General features: G+C 68.3%; 17 protein-coding genes. 16 read left to right on the top strand and 1 reads right to left on the bottom strand.

Annotated features, from left to right (window positions below):
• The first annotated feature begins 7 nt into the window (after positions 1-7).
• The 13 genes from rpsE to truA all read left to right on the top strand — a co-directional run bounded on the left by rpsE (position 8) and on the right by truA (position 8924).
• Positions 8-613: a 30S ribosomal protein S5 gene (gene rpsE / locus OG254_RS29380; protein WP_007494753.1), complete on the top strand. Its 606-nt coding sequence runs from the start codon at positions 8-10 to the stop codon at positions 611-613.
• Positions 613-795 (top strand): 50S ribosomal protein L30, encoded by a 183-nt coding sequence (gene rpmD / locus OG254_RS29385; protein WP_005481207.1) that lies wholly within the window; start codon positions 613-615, stop codon positions 793-795. The genes rpsE and rpmD overlap by 1 nt, the downstream gene beginning before the upstream one ends.
• Before the next feature lie 2 nt (positions 796-797).
• On the top strand, positions 798-1253 hold the full coding sequence (gene rplO / locus OG254_RS29390) for a 50S ribosomal protein L15 (protein ID WP_023547373.1): 456 nt from the start codon (positions 798-800) through the stop codon (positions 1251-1253).
• Between the two features lie 245 nt (positions 1254-1498).
• Positions 1499-2815, top strand: a complete 1317-nt coding sequence (secY, locus tag OG254_RS29395) for a preprotein translocase subunit SecY (RefSeq protein ID WP_405587447.1) — start codon at positions 1499-1501, stop codon at positions 2813-2815.
• Positions 2815-3477, top strand: coding sequence for an adenylate kinase (locus OG254_RS29400; RefSeq protein WP_405587450.1), 663 nt, complete (start codon positions 2815-2817; stop codon positions 3475-3477). Before secY ends, OG254_RS29400 begins: the two co-directional genes overlap by 1 nt.
• 140 nt (positions 3478-3617) lie before the next feature.
• A complete protein-coding gene (map, locus tag OG254_RS29405) occupies positions 3618-4454 on the top strand; it encodes a type I methionyl aminopeptidase (RefSeq protein WP_405587452.1) in 837 nt (278 codons plus the stop codon).
• 215 nt (positions 4455-4669) lie between these two features.
• On the top strand, positions 4670-4891 hold the full coding sequence (gene infA, locus OG254_RS29410) for a translation initiation factor IF-1 (RefSeq protein WP_003948620.1): 222 nt from the start codon (positions 4670-4672) through the stop codon (positions 4889-4891).
• Positions 4892-4950: 59 nt separating this feature from the next.
• Complete coding sequence (rpmJ, locus tag OG254_RS29415; protein WP_003998809.1) at positions 4951-5064, top strand: 50S ribosomal protein L36; 114 nt, start codon at positions 4951-4953, stop codon at positions 5062-5064.
• A 189-nt stretch (positions 5065-5253) separates the two neighbouring features.
• Complete coding sequence (gene rpsM, locus OG254_RS29420; RefSeq protein ID WP_053753917.1) at positions 5254-5634, top strand: 30S ribosomal protein S13; 381 nt, start codon at positions 5254-5256, stop codon at positions 5632-5634.
• 66 nt (positions 5635-5700) lie between these two features.
• Positions 5701-6105 (top strand): 30S ribosomal protein S11, encoded by a 405-nt coding sequence (gene rpsK / locus OG254_RS29425; RefSeq protein ID WP_003956432.1) that lies wholly within the window; start codon positions 5701-5703, stop codon positions 6103-6105.
• A 182-nt stretch (positions 6106-6287) separates the two neighbouring features.
• Positions 6288-7310, top strand: coding sequence for a DNA-directed RNA polymerase subunit alpha (locus OG254_RS29430; protein ID WP_306939468.1), 1023 nt, complete (start codon positions 6288-6290; stop codon positions 7308-7310).
• A gap of 117 nt (positions 7311-7427) precedes the next feature.
• On the top strand, positions 7428-7922 hold the full coding sequence (gene rplQ, locus OG254_RS29435) for a 50S ribosomal protein L17 (protein WP_351196253.1): 495 nt from the start codon (positions 7428-7430) through the stop codon (positions 7920-7922).
• 141 nt (positions 7923-8063) lie between these two features.
• The gene (gene truA / locus OG254_RS29440; RefSeq protein ID WP_147995170.1) at positions 8064-8924 is read left to right on the top strand and encodes a tRNA pseudouridine(38-40) synthase TruA; all 861 of its coding nucleotides are present in this window, start codon (positions 8064-8066) and stop codon (positions 8922-8924) included.
• A gap of 16 nt (positions 8925-8940) precedes the next feature.
• Here truA and OG254_RS29445 read toward each other — a convergent pair whose 3' ends face one another.
• A complete protein-coding gene (locus OG254_RS29445; protein ID WP_405587457.1) occupies positions 8941-9753 on the bottom strand; it encodes a hypothetical protein in 813 nt (270 codons plus the stop codon).
• A 167-nt stretch (positions 9754-9920) separates the two neighbouring features.
• On the opposite strand from OG254_RS29445, the gene OG254_RS29450 reads away from it, so the two are divergent.
• The 3 genes from OG254_RS29450 to pgsB all read left to right on the top strand — a co-directional run bounded on the left by OG254_RS29450 (position 9921) and on the right by pgsB (position 15278).
• Entirely contained in the window at positions 9921-11123 is a 1203-nt protein-coding gene (locus tag OG254_RS29450) for a CapA family protein (RefSeq protein ID WP_405587459.1), read from the top strand.
• 210 nt (positions 11124-11333) lie between these two features.
• Positions 11334-13595 (top strand): HAMP domain-containing protein, encoded by a 2262-nt coding sequence (locus OG254_RS29455; protein ID WP_405595253.1) that lies wholly within the window; start codon positions 11334-11336, stop codon positions 13593-13595.
• A gap of 6 nt (positions 13596-13601) precedes the next feature.
• Positions 13602-15278 carry a poly-gamma-glutamate synthase PgsB gene (gene pgsB, locus OG254_RS29460; RefSeq protein WP_405587462.1) on the top strand — a complete coding sequence of 559 codons (1677 nt, stop codon included), beginning with the start codon at positions 13602-13604 and terminating at the stop codon, positions 15276-15278.
• Positions 15279-15390: the final 112 nt, after the last annotated feature.

Raw genomic sequence — 15390 nt, forward strand, 5'->3', positions numbered from 1 at the left:
AATTCCAATGGCTGGACCCCAGCGCCGCGGTGGCGGTGCCGGTGGCGGCGAGCGGCGGGACCGGAAGGGCCGTGACGGCGGCGCAGCTGCCGCCGAGAAGACCGCTTACGTTGAGCGCGTTGTCGCGATCAACCGTGTCGCCAAGGTTGTGAAGGGTGGTCGTCGCTTCAGCTTCACCGCGCTGGTCGTGGTGGGCGATGGTGACGGCACCGTGGGTGTCGGTTACGGCAAGGCCAAGGAGGTGCCGGCCGCCATCGCCAAGGGTGTTGAGGAGGCCAAGAAGCACTTCTTCAAGGTCCCCCGTATCCAGGGCACCATCCCGCACCCGATCCAGGGTGAGAAGGCTGCCGGCGTCGTGCTGCTCAAGCCCGCGTCGCCCGGTACCGGTGTTATCGCCGGTGGTCCGGTGCGTGCCGTGCTCGAGTGCGCCGGTATCCACGACATCCTGTCGAAGTCGCTCGGCTCCGACAACGCGATCAACATCGTGCACGCGACCGTGGCGGCCCTCAAGGGCCTGCAGCGTCCCGAGGAGGTCGCGGCCCGCCGCGGTCTGCCGCTCGAGGACGTCGCTCCCGCGGCTCTGCTGCGTGCGCGTGCCGGGGCTGGTGCGTAATGGCGCAGCTCAAGATCACGCAGACGAAGTCGTACATCGGCAGCAAGCAGAACCACCGTGACACCCTGCGTTCCCTTGGTCTCAAGGGGATCAACACGCAGGTCGTCAAGGAGGATCGTCCCGAGTTCCGCGGCATGGTGCACACCGTCCGCCACCTCGTGACGGTCGAGGAGGTCGACTGATCATGGCGGAGCAGAACCCGCTCAAGATCCACAACCTCCGTCCCGCCCCGGGCGCCAAGACCGCCAAGACCCGTGTGGGTCGTGGTGAGGCGTCGAAGGGTAAGACGGCCGGTCGTGGTACCAAGGGTACGAAGGCCCGTTACCAGGTTCCGGAGCGCTTCGAGGGTGGCCAGATGCCCCTCCACATGCGTCTTCCGAAGCTGAAGGGCTTCAAGAACCCGTTCAAGACCGAGTTCCAGGTCGTGAACCTCGACAAGCTGGCCGCGCTCTACCCCGAGGGTGGCGAAGTCACCGTCGAGGGTCTGGTGGCCAAGGGTGCCGTTCGCAAGAACAGCCTCGTCAAGGTCCTCGGCCAGGGCGAGATCTCCGTGGCGCTGCAGGTGACGGTTGACGCCGTCTCCGGCTCCGCCAAGGAGAAGATCACCGCCGCCGGCGGCACCGTCACCGAGCTCGTCTGAACACATCGGACGTCTCGATGACTTGAACGATCCCGACCGGGGATACCCCACAAATGGGGTATCCCCGGTTGGTCGTTCCAAGGGGGGCGGTCCCGCGGGTAAGGTGGCCTGCACTGCCCACTTTTACGGAGTGCTTCTTGTGGGGCACTCTGAGCGGCAGCTGACCGTTAGCTAAGTCGTTCCTATTAGTCGAACCTCAAGACCGTCACCCTTGACGCAGTAGCGCGGGGGTCGCAGGAGGCACCGTGCTCACCGCGTTCGCCCGGGCGTTCAAGACGCCCGACCTGCGCAAGAAGCTGCTCTTCACGCTCGGCATCATCGTCGTGTACCGGGTCGGTACACACGTTCCGATCCCGGGCGTCGACTACACGGCCGTCCAGACCTGTATCGACCAGGCCAGCACCAACACGGGCTTGTTCGGCTTGGTCAACATGTTCAGCGGCGGCGCACTGCTTCAGATCACGATCTTCGCGCTGGGCATCATGCCGTACATCACGGCGAGCATCATCCTTCAGCTGCTGACCGTTGTGATCCCGCGCCTGGAAGCCCTCAAGAAGGAGGGTCAGGCGGGTACGGCCAAGATCACGCAGTACACCCGCTATCTGACCGTCGCGCTCGCCATTCTCCAGGGCACCGGCCTCGTGGCCACCGCCCGCAGCGGCGCGCTCTTCCAGCAGTGCCCGGTCGGCAACCAGATCGTCCCCGACCAGTCGATCTTCACGACCATCACCATGGTCGTCACCATGACCGCCGGTACGGCCGTCGTCATGTGGCTCGGTGAGCTCATCACCGACCGCGGCATCGGCAACGGCATGTCGATCCTGATGTTCATCTCGATCGCCGCGACCTTCCCGTCCGCGCTGTGGGCCATCAAGCAGCAGGGCGACCTGGCCGGCGGCTGGATCGAGTTCGGGACCGTCATCGCCGTGGGCCTGGTCATGGTCGGCCTCGTCGTCTTCGTCGAGCAGGCGCAGCGTCGTATTCCGGTGCAGTACGCGAAGCGAATGATCGGGCGCCGTTCCTACGGCGGTACGTCGACTTACATCCCGCTCAAGGTGAACCAGGCGGGTGTGATTCCCGTCATCTTCGCGTCTTCGCTGCTCTACATTCCGGCGCTGATCGTGCAGTTCTCCAACAACGCCCAGTCCGGCTGGGCGACCTGGATCACAAAGAACCTGGCGGACACGGGGGCACCCGTGCACGTCACCCTCTATTTCTTCCTGATTGTGTTCTTCGCGTTCTTCTACGTGGCCATCTCGTTCAACCCCGAGGAAGTCGCGGACAACATGAAGAAGTATGGTGGCTTCATCCCGGGCATCCGGGCTGGCCGACCGACCGCTGAGTACCTTTCGTACGTGCTCAACCGGATCACCTGGCCGGGCTCGCTGTACTTGGGTCTGATCGCTCTCGTGCCGACGATGGCGTTGGCTGGTTTCGGGGCAAACCAGAACTTCCCGTTCGGTGGTACCAGCATCCTGATCATCGTGGGTGTCGGTCTCGAAACGGTGAAGCAGATCGAGAGCCAGCTCCAGCAGCGCAATTACGAAGGGTTCCTCCGCTGATGCGTATCGTCCTCGTCGGGCCGCCGGGCGCCGGTAAGGGAACGCAGGCTGCGTTCCTCGCCAAGAACCTGTCGATCCCGCACATCTCCACGGGCGACCTGTTCCGCGCCAACATCAGCCAGCAGACGGAGCTCGGGAAGCTCGCGAAGTCCTACATGGACGCGGGCAACCTGGTGCCGGACGAGGTCACCATCGGGATGGCCAAGGACCGCATGGAGAAGCCGGACGCCGAGAACGGCTTCCTGCTGGACGGCTTCCCGCGCAATGTGTCCCAGGCCGAGGCGCTCGACGAGATGCTCCAGTCCGAGAGCATGAAGCTCGACGCGGTGCTGGACCTCGAGGTCCCCGAGGAAGAGGTCGTCAAGCGGATCGCCGGTCGGCGGATCTGCCGCAAGGACTCCAGCCACGTCTTCCACGTCACGTACAGCCAGCCGAAGAAGGAAGGCGTCTGCGACGCCTGCGGCGGCGAGCTGTACCAGCGGGACGACGACTCGGAGGAGACCGTCCGCAAGCGGCTCGAGGTCTACCACACGCAGACCGAGCCGATCATCGACTACTACAAGACGCAGGGACTGGTGGTCACCATCTCCGCGCTCGGCAAGGTCGAAGAGGTCACGGCGCGCGCCATGGAGGCGCTCAAGCGTGACGAGGACGGCGAGTAGCAGCGTTCTCAGCTCGTACGTAGCTCAGGCCGCGGTTCCCACTGAGGGGGCCGCGGCTGCTGCGTGGGGTGGGGCGCCCCGGCTCCGCCCTTATCGTTGATGCAGTCCCTTTATTCGGCGCAGGAAAGGCCCCCGTCTCCATGGTGCAGATCAAGAGCCCCGAGCAGATCGCCAAGATGCGTGAGGCGGGGCTGGTCGTCGCCGCCATTCATGCGGCCACGCGCGAGGTCGCCGTGCCCGGGGCCAGCACCAAGGATCTGGACGAGGTCGCCCGCAAGGTGCTCGCCGAGCACGGCGCCAAGTCGAACTTCCTCGGCTACGGCGGCTTCCCCGCGACGATCTGCACGTCCGTGAACGACGTCGTCGTCCACGGCATCCCGTCCGAGGACGTCGTCCTGAAGGACGGCGACATCATCTCCATCGACTGCGGCGCCATCATCGACGGCTGGCACGGCGACGCCGCCTACACCGCCTTCGTGGGCTCCGGTCACGCTCCGGAGCTCGTCGAGCTCTCCCGGGTGACCGAGGAGTCGATGTGGGCGGGCATCGCGGCGATGAAGCAGGGGAACCGGCTCGTCGACGTCTCCCGTGCCATCGAGACGTACATCCGCCGGCAGCCGAAGCCCGGTGGTGGCCGCTACGGGATCATCGAGGATTACGGCGGCCACGGCATCGGCACCGAGATGCACATGGACCCGCACCTGCTGAACTACGTGGAGCGCCGGCGAGGGAAGGGGCCGAAGCTGGTCACGGGCTTCTGCCTCGCGATCGAGCCGATGGTCTCGCTGGGGACGCCGAAGACGGAGGTCCTGTCGGACGACTGGACCGTCATCACCACGGACGGGACCTGGTCGTCGCACTGGGAGCACTCGGTCGCGCTGACCGAGGAGGGGCCGCTCGTGCTGACGTCTCCCGACGGGGGCAAGGCGAAGCTGGCCGAGTACGGGATCGTCGCCGCGCCGGATCCGCTGGTCTGAGTCAGCTCTCCGCGGCAGAGCCCCGCGCCCCTATGGGGGCGCCTACCTCGTCAGTGCTTAATGAGGCGCCGTCATGGGCAGACTTCCCCGATTCGTCTTTCCGGGTGCGCTGACGTAGACTGACTCGTCGGCTCTCGTGCACTCGCATGTCCGCATGCACCCCGCAAGGGAAAGTGCAGGGGTCGATCAAGGTAGTCGATTCCGAAGGGCGAAGCGTGGCCAAGAAGCAAGGTGCCATCGAGATCGAGGGCACTGTCGTCGAGTCTCTGCCGAACGCCATGTTCAAGGTCGAGCTCCAGAACGGCCACCAGGTCCTGGCACACATCAGCGGCAAGATGCGTATGCACTACATCCGCATCCTCCCTGACGACCGGGTCGTGGTGGAGTTGTCTCCGTACGACCTGACGCGTGGCCGGATCGTCTACCGCTACAAGTAGATCTTGCCCGCATTCCGCTTCGGCGGGGTGGTGGCACTGACCCGGAGAACCTCAATCCCATGAAGGTCAAGCCGAGCGTCAAGAAGATCTGCGACAAGTGCAGGGTGATCCGCCGTCACGGTCGGGTCATGGTCATCTGCGAGAACCCGCGCCACAAGCAGCGCCAGGGCTGACGCACGACCGAACCCTCTGCATCCATCGCAGAGATTCGCGCGACGCAAGCAAATATGTTCATAGGCAGAACCCGGGTGAGCCATCGCCCGACACCCCCGGCTCGGAGGCCGGGGACCCAGTTCGTACCTGATACGGCGGCTGGGATCCGGTTCTGCGGAAGACCTCCGAACGACAACTGGAGCCATTGAATGGCACGCGTTTCCGGTGTTGACATCCCGCGCGAAAAGCGCGTGGAGGTCGCCCTCACCTACGTGTTCGGCATCGGCCGGACGCTTTCGCAGCTGACGCTGGCGGAGACGGGCATCGACCCGAACACCCGTGTTCGTGACCTGAGCGAAGAGCAGCTCGTCGCGATCCGCGAGTACGTCGACAACAACATCAAGACCGAGGGTGACCTCCGTCGTGAGGTCCAGGCCGACATCCGCCGCAAGGTGGAGATCGGCTGCTACCAGGGTCTTCGTCACCGTCGCGGCCTGCCCGTCCGCGGTCAGCGCACCAGCACGAACGCTCGTACCCGCAAGGGCCCGCGTCGCGCCATCGCCGGCAAGAAGAAGCCGGGCAAGAAGTAGTCCACAGCGGACTTCGCCGTCCAGCGGTCTTCGCTGTAGGACCGACCACCTCCCGTAGGAGTACAGATGCCCCCCAAGGGTCGTCAGGGCGCTGCCAAGAAGGTGCGCCGCAAGGAAAAGAAGAACGTCGCTCACGGCCACGCGCACATCAAGAGCACGTTCAACAACACGATCGTCTCCATCACGGACCCGTCCGGCAACGTGATCTCCTGGGCCTCCGCCGGCCACGTCGGCTTCAAGGGTTCCCGGAAGTCCACGCCGTTCGCCGCGCAGATGGCTGCCGAGTCGGCTGCCCGCCGCGCCCAGGAGCACGGCATGCGCAAGGTCGACGTGTTCGTGAAGGGTCCGGGTTCGGGTCGTGAGACCGCGATCCGTTCGCTTCAGGCGACCGGTCTCGAGGTCGGCTCCATCCAGGACGTCACCCCGACCCCGCACAACGGCTGCCGTCCGCCGAAGCGTCGTCGCGTCTGACGCACGGCTGCTTCACGCAGGCTTCGGGGGTGTGGGGGTATCCCCCACATAGGCACAGTCGGGCGGTACGGCTCTTTCGGGTCGTGCCGCCCGTACCCTTGCAGTACCCGTCCCTTTTGCCGGGGACGGTTCCGTCGGACGTCAAATAGCGGGCGTCCACGAAAGAAGGATCTGATCCACACATGCTGATCGCTCAGCGTCCCTCGTTGACCGAAGAGGTCGTCGACGAGTTCCGCTCCCGGTTCGTGATCGAGCCGCTGGAGCCGGGCTTCGGCTACACCCTCGGCAACTCCCTGCGCCGGACCCTCCTCTCCTCGATTCCGGGTGCGGCGGTCACGTCCATCCGTATCGACGGCGTGCTGCACGAGTTCACCACCGTGCCGGGCGTCAAGGAGGACGTCACCGACCTGATCCTCAACATCAAGCAGCTGGTCGTCTCCTCGGAGCACGACGAGCCGGTCGTGATGTACCTGCGCAAGCAGGGCCCGGGTCTGGTCACCGCCGCCGACATCGCGCCGCCGGCCGGTGTCGAGGTGCACAACCCCGACCTGGTCCTCGCCACGCTCAACGGCAAGGGCAAGCTGGAGATGGAGCTCACGGTCGAGCGTGGCCGTGGTTACGTCTCCGCCGTGCAGAACAAGCAGGTCGGCCAGGAGATCGGTCGTATCCCGGTCGACTCGATCTACTCGCCGGTGCTGAAGGTCACGTACAAGGTCGAGGCCACGCGTGTCGAGCAGCGCACCGACTTCGACAAGCTGATCGTCGACGTCGAGACCAAGCAGGCGATGCGTCCGCGTGACGCCATGGCCTCCGCCGGTAAGACGCTGGTCGAGCTGTTCGGGCTCGCCCGTGAGCTCAACATCGACGCCGAGGGCATCGACATGGGCCCGTCCCCCACGGACGCCGCCCTTGCCGCTGATCTGGCGCTGCCGATCGAGGAGCTGGAGCTCACCGTTCGGTCCTACAACTGCCTCAAGCGCGAGGGCATCCACTCCGTGGGTGAGCTCGTGGCTCGTTCCGAGGCCGACCTCCTCGACATTCGCAACTTCGGTGCGAAGTCCATCGACGAGGTCAAGGCGAAGCTGGTCGGCATGGGCCTGGCCCTGAAGGACAGCCCGCCCGGATTCGACCCCACGGCCGCTGCCGACGCCTTCGGCGCCGACGACGACGCGGACGCGGGTTTTGTGGAGACCGAGCAGTACTGATCGGTTCCACCTCCGGGGTTCGCGCGAGCGGACCCCGGATCTCCGACAGACAACCGTCTGCTCGGATACTGACTTCGGTACCTGATACGGCCGGGGCAGACACACAGGAGAAACGAAATGCCGAAGCCCACCAAGGGTGCCCGTCTGGGCGGCGGTGCCGCGCACGAGAAGCTGCTCCTCGCGAACCTGGCGAAGAGCCTCTTCGAGCACGGCCGTATCACCACCACCGAGGCGAAGGCCCGCCGTCTGCGGCCCTACGCCGAGCGTCTGGTCACCAAGGCGAAGAAGGGTGACCTTCACAACCGCCGCCAGGTGCTGCAGGTCATCACGGACAAGAGCATCGTGCACACGCTCTTCACCGAGATCGGCCCGCGCTACGAGAACCGTCCGGGTGGCTACACCCGTATCACCAAGATCGGTAACCGTCGTGGCGACAACGCGCCCATGGCTGTCATCGAGCTGGTCGAGGCGCTGACGGTCGCTCAGGAGGCCACGGGCGAGGCCGAGGCTGCCACCAAGCGTGCCGCCAAGGACGCCGAGGTTGCCGAGGCCAAGGTCGACACGACCAAGGCCGACGACGAGGCTGCCGCCGAGGAGTCCAAGGACGCGTAAGCGTCTGCCGGGGGCTGTTCGGATTGCGGCTGCGGCGCCGTCGTGGCTGGTCGCGCAGTTCCCCGCGCCCCTTCAGGGCGATTGCGGGCCCGTTCCTTTCGAGGAGCGGGCCCGCTCTTGTGTTGCTGAGAGGATCTGTGCGTGAGTGATGAAGTAGCACCCGGGTACGTCCGTGTTCGCCTTGATCTGTCGTACGACGGTTCCGAGTTCTCCGGGTGGGCCAAGCAGGCCGGTGGGCGGCGGACCGTGCAGGGGGAGATCGAGGATGCCCTGCGGACCGTCACGCGCTCGGGCGGGACGACGTACGAGCTGACCGTCGCCGGGCGCACCGACGCCGGGGTGCATGCGCGGGGGCAGGTCGCGCATGTCGATCTGCCCGAGCAGGTGTGGCGTGAGCATCACGAGAAGCTGCTGAAGCGGCTTGCCGGGCGGCTGCCCAAGGATGTGCGGGTGTGGGCGCTGCGGGAGGCGCCCAGCGGGTTCAACGCGCGGTTCTCGGCGATCTGGCGGCGGTACGCCTATCGCGTCACCGACAACCCCGGCGGTGTCGATCCGCTGCTGCGCGGTCATGTGCTCTGGCATGACTGGCCGCTTGACGTCGACGCCATGAACGAGGCGGCGCGACGGCTGCTCGGGGAGCACGACTTCGCCGCCTACTGCAAGAAGCGGGAGGGTGCCACCACCATCCGTACGCTTCAGGAGCTGAGCCTGGTGCGGGGGGACGACGGGATCGTCACCGCCACTGTGCGGGCCGACGCCTTCTGCCACAACATGGTGCGCTCGCTCATCGGGGCGCTGCTGTTCGTGGGGGACGGGCATCGGCCCGCCGACTGGCCGGGCAAGGTGCTGGCCGCCGGTGTCAGGGACTCCGCCGTGCATGTCGTACGGCCGCACGGGCTGACCCTGGAAGAGGTCGGCTACCCCGCCGACGAGTTGCTGGCGGCGCGGAACAAAGAGGCGCGGAACAAGCGGTCGTTGCCGGGGGCGGCGGGCTGCTGCTGAGCGGGAGGCCCGGCCCTCAGTCGTTCGACCAGGTCTGCAGGAGGTCGGCGAGGGCGTCCTCGGTCTCGTCGGCGTCATGGCCGTCGTCGCGGGCGTCGGGGGCCAGTTCCACGTGCAGGAACGGGGCGTGCCGGTGCTCGGCCGACCTGCCCTGGACGTTCGTGGTGCCCTCCAGCGGGCAGCGCGCGGACCAGCCCCGGCAGACCCGCAGACCGTCCCCCTCCAGGCGGTCGGCCAGTGCCGAGGCCTCGCGGGACGTGCTCTGGGCGGAGCCGCCGGAGACGACGGCCTCGTAGGGGCGCTCGGACGACTCGGCGAAGCCGTGCAGTTGGAGACCGGGCACCCCGCGCTTCTGGAGTTCCACGACGATGGTGTGGAAGGCGCTGTCCTCGCGGTGGGCGACGTCCGCGGCGTCCGATCGGCCGGCGTCGCGGTGCGCCCCGGCGACGATCAGGGAGCCCGACGCGGTGCTCTCCAGCAGCCGGATGCCCAGTGCCTCGGTGTCGCGGTCGGACACGGGATGCGGCACCTGGACGTTCCAGCGCAGGTCGGAGTCCGCGGTCAGGTAGAGGCGGCCCCAGCGCGTGGCCTTGCCGTTCGGCCGTAGGGCGGCGATCTCGTCGTAGCGCCGGCCCGAGTCGGTGTCGGTGAGGCGGGTGACGCCGAGGCCCAGGGGGGCCAGCTGTCGTTCCGCCTCGGCCGCGTCGCCGTCCAGGAGGTGACCCACGCCGTCTGCCAGCTGGTCGAGTTGGGAGTCGCCGGGCGCGGTGTACGGGTCTTCGGGTGCGAAGTCGGCCGTGTACGTGAGGATCCGGCTGCGCAGGTCCACGAGTTCGCGGGCCTGCGGAACGGAATGTTCCGACGCTTCGGGCGAACTCGTATGACAACCGGCCAAGGCGAGGATCAAAACCGTTTGAGCAAGAATGCGAGCAAAACGTGACTGTCTTGTGACGTGAGAGACCGGTTGGGTTGTGAGGCGCGTGTGAATATGTCGCGGTGACATTTCGTAAGTCTCTCCGTATAGGTCGCTCGCTGGCGATTCTGGGGGCTCTGGCCGGCCTCGTCGCCGCCTGTACCTCCGAGTCGGCCGGGTCGCAGGTGAAGCCGGGTGGGCGCTCGTTCACCGTCGCCGCCGCGGGTGATGTGCTCATCCACCCCGAGCTGGTCGAACAGGCGGCCAAGGATGCCAAGAAGACCGGTGAGGGGCAGGCCGGGCTGGACTTCGGACCGCTCGTGGCCGGGGTGAAGCCGGTCATCAGCAAGGCCGATCTGGCCATCTGTCACATGGAGACGCCCGTCGGCTCACCCAAGGGCCCCTTCGAGGGGTACCCGGAGTTCCTGGTTCCACCGCAGATCCTCACGACGCTCAAGGACGTGGGGTACGACACCTGCTCGACGGCCTCCAATCACACCTACGACCACGGCCTGGGGGCCGTGAAGCGCACCCTCGACGCGATGGACAAGGCGGGCCTCGGTCACACCGGTTCCGCGCGTACGCCCGAGGAAGCAGAGCAGATCAACATCCGGGACGTCAACGGCGTCAAGGTCGCCCATCTCGCCTACTCCTGGGAGTCCTTCCTCAACCCCACGCCCGAGAAGGAGCGTTGGGCCTTCAACCGGATCGCCTTCGACGCCGTCAAGAAGGCCGAGGCGAAGGCCCGCAAGAAGGGCGCCGAGGTGGTGATCCTCTCGGTGCACTGGGGCCTGGAGCACTACAACGAGCCGAGCGTCCCGCAGCTGCAGCTGGCGGAGCGGATCACCAAGGAGACCGGGATCAACCTGGTGATCGGCCACCACGCCCATGTGGTGCAGCCCATCCAGAAGCTCAACGGCACCTGGATCGCCTACGGCCTCGGCAACCAGGTGGCCCGTCACTCCTCGCCGAGCGGCCTCACCGAGGAGGGCGCGATCGGCTGGTTCGAGTTCAAGGAGACGACCGACGGCTGGGACGTCAGCGCCCGCTACCGGACCACGCTGGTCGACATCCCGCCGGAGCTGGAGGAAGGCGAGAAGGCGCCCGCGGGCGCGGTCGTGGATCACCGGTTGGTCGACGTGCAGGAAGTGCTCGACAACCCGGGCGAACTGTCCGAGGACCGGCTCGCCCGCTACCAGCTGGCCGCCGACCGCACCCGCGGCTTCCTCTACAACCGGGGCGCCCCGGGCGGCGACGGCCTTGAGCAGCTCTCTCTCGGGACGTGACGAGCGACACACGCAGCTGTTGCGCCCCGGGACCCAACCCCGGGGCGAGTTAACAGTCTTTTAAAGTGACGGCGTCTCATGCCCGCGTCAGCGGTGGCTCCTGCGAGCGCCTGTGTAGTGAAGAGGCGAAGGAAACCACCGGTGACTTCAACCCACGGCGCGCCGCGTCCCGCACGGGGCGGGCGGCGCCGCATGCGCAGACGCGCGGACATGCCGCTCCTGGGCGGTATACGACCGCCGATCGCGCTGCTGTGCCTGCTGATCCTCGCCCTGGCCGGGCTGACCGCCAAGGTGCTGGGCCCGGCCGGTGACCCGGTCGTACCGAAGGCGGTGCTGGGCTCGCAGCAGCACTTCGCCGAGGACGGCGCGATCGCCCTACGCGCGTCGATCGACGAGCGGGTCACCGACCTGGACCGCACCGCGGCCGCGCTGAACGCGGGCAAGCCGGCGGACCCCGAGCGGGTGCTGTCGGACCTGAGCAACACGTACCAGAAGTGGACCGGCACCACGGTGCTGGACCTGGAGAGCGGCAAGGTGCTGGCCGCGCGGGGTGAAACGATTCCCTTGGCCTGGCTGGACAAGGACGTCCTCACCGGCGAGAACGCCCTGACGCCCCGCATGGTGCGCCTGAAGACCGGCGACGTCCGGCTGATGACGATGGCCCTCCTCGACTGGAAGGACCGTCCGCAGCAGCTGCTGATCGCCTCCAACAGCCTCTCCGTGCCCGCCATCAACCTGGGCCCCTTCCGCGCGATGGCGGTCGTGGCCCGCGGCGGCGAGGTCCTCGCCACGGCCGGCTTCGAGCGGGCCGAGGCGCTCAACTCGGACGCGGAGCGCAGCGAGCTCTCCTTCCTGCAGAAGCAGATGAGCCGGCTGTCCGAGCGGTCGGCCAAGGAGACCGAGGAGGACCCCGTCAGCGCACGGGAGCCCGGCTCCCGCGGCTACCCGGGCGTCAGCGGAACCCTGCTCGGCGACTCCTACAACGGCCGTATCGCCACCGCCGGATACGCCTCCCTCGCCTCCGCCGACCCCGAGCAACGGGGGAGCGTCGGCGCGGGCCTCGGGCTGACGGTCGTGGCCATGCTGCCCGTGGTGCAGGAGCACGCCGTCGGGCAGGAACGCGAGCTGTACGGGCTGGTCGCGGCCGGCGTCCTGGTGCTGTTCGGGCTGGTGGCGGCGGCCCTGCTGTGGGTGGCCGTGCAGCGGCCCCTGCTGGGGCTCTTCCTGGAGTCCCGCCGGCTGGCCCGCGGTGATCTGACCCGCCCCGTCGAGGTGCCCCGCTGGGGCGAGACCGCCCGCGTCGGTGCCGCCCTGGAGCGGCTGCGGGTGCAGCTGTCCGGCGGGGCGGCCGAGCCCGGCTCCGGCAGCGGCGTCGGCCGTAGGGGACGGCTCGGACTGCGGGTGCCGCTGGCGCTGACCGCCGTCCTGCTGTTGCTGTGGTGCGTGCCGGTCGGGCTGCTGCTGAACCGCACGGACGCCTCCGTGAGCGTGCCGAGCAGCATGGTCAGCGACCAGCGCGACCGCACCGACCTCGTCGCCGACCGGGTCCGCCGGGCGCTCAACGAGGCCCAGGCCGACCTCGTCTCCATCACCCGGCTGATCGACGTGGACGACCCCGACGCCACCACGGGTGTGCTCGACGACGCCCTGCGCAAGCACACGCGCTACGGCTCCCTGTACGTCGTCGACAAGGGCGGCGACGTCGTCGCCCGCGCCGGCGAGGAGCCGAGCGCCGAGTGGGCCGAGGGCGAGGGAGCCAAGGACGCCTCGCTCATCCGGGTGGCGGGCGAGGGCGGCAAGAAGCCGGTGATCCAGGCCGCGGCCGCCGTACCGGACGAGAAGGGCCTGACCCTGGTCGGCGAGATCCGGGTGGAGTTCCTGAACTCGCTGCTGGCCCGGCCCGGTCTCGGCGAGGTCCGCGTGGTCGACGCCGAGACCAGGACCATCGCCGCCAGCGACGGCTTCCTCGCCTTCGAGGACCTGCCGCGCCAGTCGCTCACCGACCTCGTGCGGGCCGGCGGCGTCAGGGTCGGCGCGGGCCCCGTGGAGAACGGGCTGCTGATCCGCGAGGGTCGCTCCGTCACCGTCGCCGCCGCCGCGCCCTTCTCCGGTGGTGGTGTCGCGGCCGACGTCGGCTGGACCGTGGTCAGCTGGCAGAACGCCAAGCACTTCGAGATCGCCCCGTACGAGCGCGAGGACCGCAGCGTGCTCGCCGGGATGCTCGGGCTCGCCCTGATCGTGGTCTGCCTGGGCTGGATCCACCTGGTCGTGGTCCGGCCGCTGCGCGCCCTCGCGAGCGGCGCCGAGAAGCTGGCCGACGGCGACCTCAAGACCGTGCTGTACCCCCGCTATCACGACGAGGTGGGGGCCGTAGTCCGCAGCCTCGAACTGGTCCGTCAGCAGTTGCAGGCCCGCAGGCAGAACCAGGCGCGCCGCAGCGCCGAGCCCCGGCTCGGCGCCGGAGGAAGGTGACCGGCCGTGCTCTACCTCTACTTCGTGCTGCTGATCGGCGGCGTGTTCCTGCTGATCGCGGGCATCATCGAGCAGCGCAGGCATTACGCCGCCCTGCACACCATCCCGTCCCGGGTGCTCGTCAACGGCATCCGCGGCAAGTCCTCCATCACCCGGCTGTGCGCGGGTGCCCTGCGCGGCGGTGACCTGGTCACCGTGGCCAAGACGACGGGCACCGCCGCGCGCTTCATCCACCCGGACGCCACCGAGGAGCCGGTCTACCGCAAGTTCGGCATCGCCAACGTGGTGGAGCAGATCGGCATCGTCCGCCGGGCCGCCACCTACCGCCCCGACGCCCTGGTCATCGAGTGCATGGCGGTCATGCCGGCCCTGCAGGAGGTCAACCAGAGCAAGCTGATCCGCTCGACGATCGGCGTGCTGTGCAACGTCCGTGAGGACCACCTCGCCGAGATGGGCCCGACCCTGGACGACGTGGCGCGCTCGCTGTGCCGCTCCATGCCGGAGGACGGCATCTGCGTCACCGCCGAGAAGGAGCGCTTCCACATCCTCCAGGAGGAGGCGGACGCCCGTAACTGCAAGCTGATCTACGCCGATCCGGAGACGGTCACCGACGAGGAGCTGCGCGGCTTCAGCTGGTTCACCTTCAAGGAGAACGTGGCGATCGCGCTGGTCGTGGCGGACCTGCTCGGCATCGAGCGCCAGGTCGCGCTGCAGGGCATGTACGACGCCCCGCCGGACCCGGGTGTGCTCTCCGTGGAGAAGTACGTCGCCCCCGACGGCAAGAGGCTCGCCTTCGCCAACGTCTTCGCGGCCAACGACCCCGAGTCGACGCTGATGAACATCAACCAGCTGCTCGACCTCGGCGCGATCCGCCGCCCCCTGAACGTCGTGATCAACTGCCGCCCGGACCGGGTGGAGCGCAACGGGCAGATGGGCGAGATCATCCCCGACCTGCAGCCGGACAACGTCTTCGTCATCGGGCACCCCTCCAAGAGCGCCATCGACGCCATCCCCGCCGAGTGGCGCGACCGCGCGGTCGACCTGGGCGGCGAGCGTCGCGCGGCGGACGAGTTCATGCCGACGCTGCTCGGCCGGATGTCCGACGGCTCCTCCCTGGTCGCCATCGGCAACATCCACGGGCAGGGCGAGGAACTCCTCGAATACCTGGCGGAGCTCCCGGCCGACGAGAGCGACGCCGAGGACGAGGCCGGACAGCCGACGGCAGCCGCGCCGCCCCAGCAGCAGCGCCTGGACCCGTACGCCTCGTACCCCACGGCCTACGAGGAGCGCTACCAGGCCTCGCAGACCCAGGAGATCCCGGTGATCACCATCCCGCAGCCGCCGGGGCGGTACGCCGAGGCACCGGGCGCCTATGCCGCGGCCGCGCCGGGCGGGGAGCACAGGGCGCAGTCGTACGGCCAGGGTCAGTACCACGGGGAGACCGGGCAGTACGGCCAGGGCCGGCCGCACGACTCAGGGCCGTCGTACGCGTCCGGTGGGCCGCAGGGCTCGGAGCAGCAGCCGTACGAGGGCGGGAACGCGGAGCTCTCGGCGTGGTTCCGCACCGCACGTCAGCCGTCGCACGGGCACGGTCAGGAGCAGCCCTACGGGGACGACCCCTTCGGCCGGCCACCCCGGCGGCCGGCGGACGACGACGGAGGTGGCGACCCGTCGCGCGCATGACACCCGTCCCGCGCCCGGCGCCCGTTGCGTGCCCGGCATCCGCGGGGTGGGCGGCCCTCGTCCGCAGGCCGCCGCCCGCTCCGCCCCTGAACCCGCACCCCTTCGTCCGGAG

This window comes from Streptomyces sp. NBC_01092, from assembly GCF_045039535.1.
Lineage (GTDB): Bacteria > Actinomycetota > Actinomycetes > Streptomycetales > Streptomycetaceae > Streptomyces.

Bases quoted from the DNA above. Each gene is read 5' to 3' on its own strand.
- rpsE (WP_007494753.1), top strand. From the start codon at position 8: ATGGCTGGACCCCAGCGCCGCGGTGGCGGTGCCGGTGGCGGCGAGCGG.
- rpmD (WP_005481207.1), top strand. From the start codon at position 613: ATGGCGCAGCTCAAGATCACGCAGACGAAGTCGTACATCGGCAGCAAG.
- rplO (WP_023547373.1), top strand. From the start codon at position 798: ATGGCGGAGCAGAACCCGCTCAAGATCCACAACCTCCGTCCCGCCCCG.
- OG254_RS29400 (WP_405587450.1), top strand. From the start codon at position 2,815: ATGCGTATCGTCCTCGTCGGGCCGCCGGGCGCCGGTAAGGGAACGCAG.
- map (WP_405587452.1), top strand. From the start codon at position 3,618: ATGGTGCAGATCAAGAGCCCCGAGCAGATCGCCAAGATGCGTGAGGCG.
- rpmJ (WP_003998809.1), top strand. From the start codon at position 4,951: ATGAAGGTCAAGCCGAGCGTCAAGAAGATCTGCGACAAGTGCAGGGTG.
- rpsM (WP_053753917.1), top strand. From the start codon at position 5,254: ATGGCACGCGTTTCCGGTGTTGACATCCCGCGCGAAAAGCGCGTGGAG.
- rpsK (WP_003956432.1), top strand. From the start codon at position 5,701: ATGCCCCCCAAGGGTCGTCAGGGCGCTGCCAAGAAGGTGCGCCGCAAG.
- OG254_RS29430 (WP_306939468.1), top strand. From the start codon at position 6,288: ATGCTGATCGCTCAGCGTCCCTCGTTGACCGAAGAGGTCGTCGACGAG.
- rplQ (WP_351196253.1), top strand. From the start codon at position 7,428: ATGCCGAAGCCCACCAAGGGTGCCCGTCTGGGCGGCGGTGCCGCGCAC.
- OG254_RS29455 (WP_405595253.1), top strand. From the start codon at position 11,334: ATGCCGCTCCTGGGCGGTATACGACCGCCGATCGCGCTGCTGTGCCTG.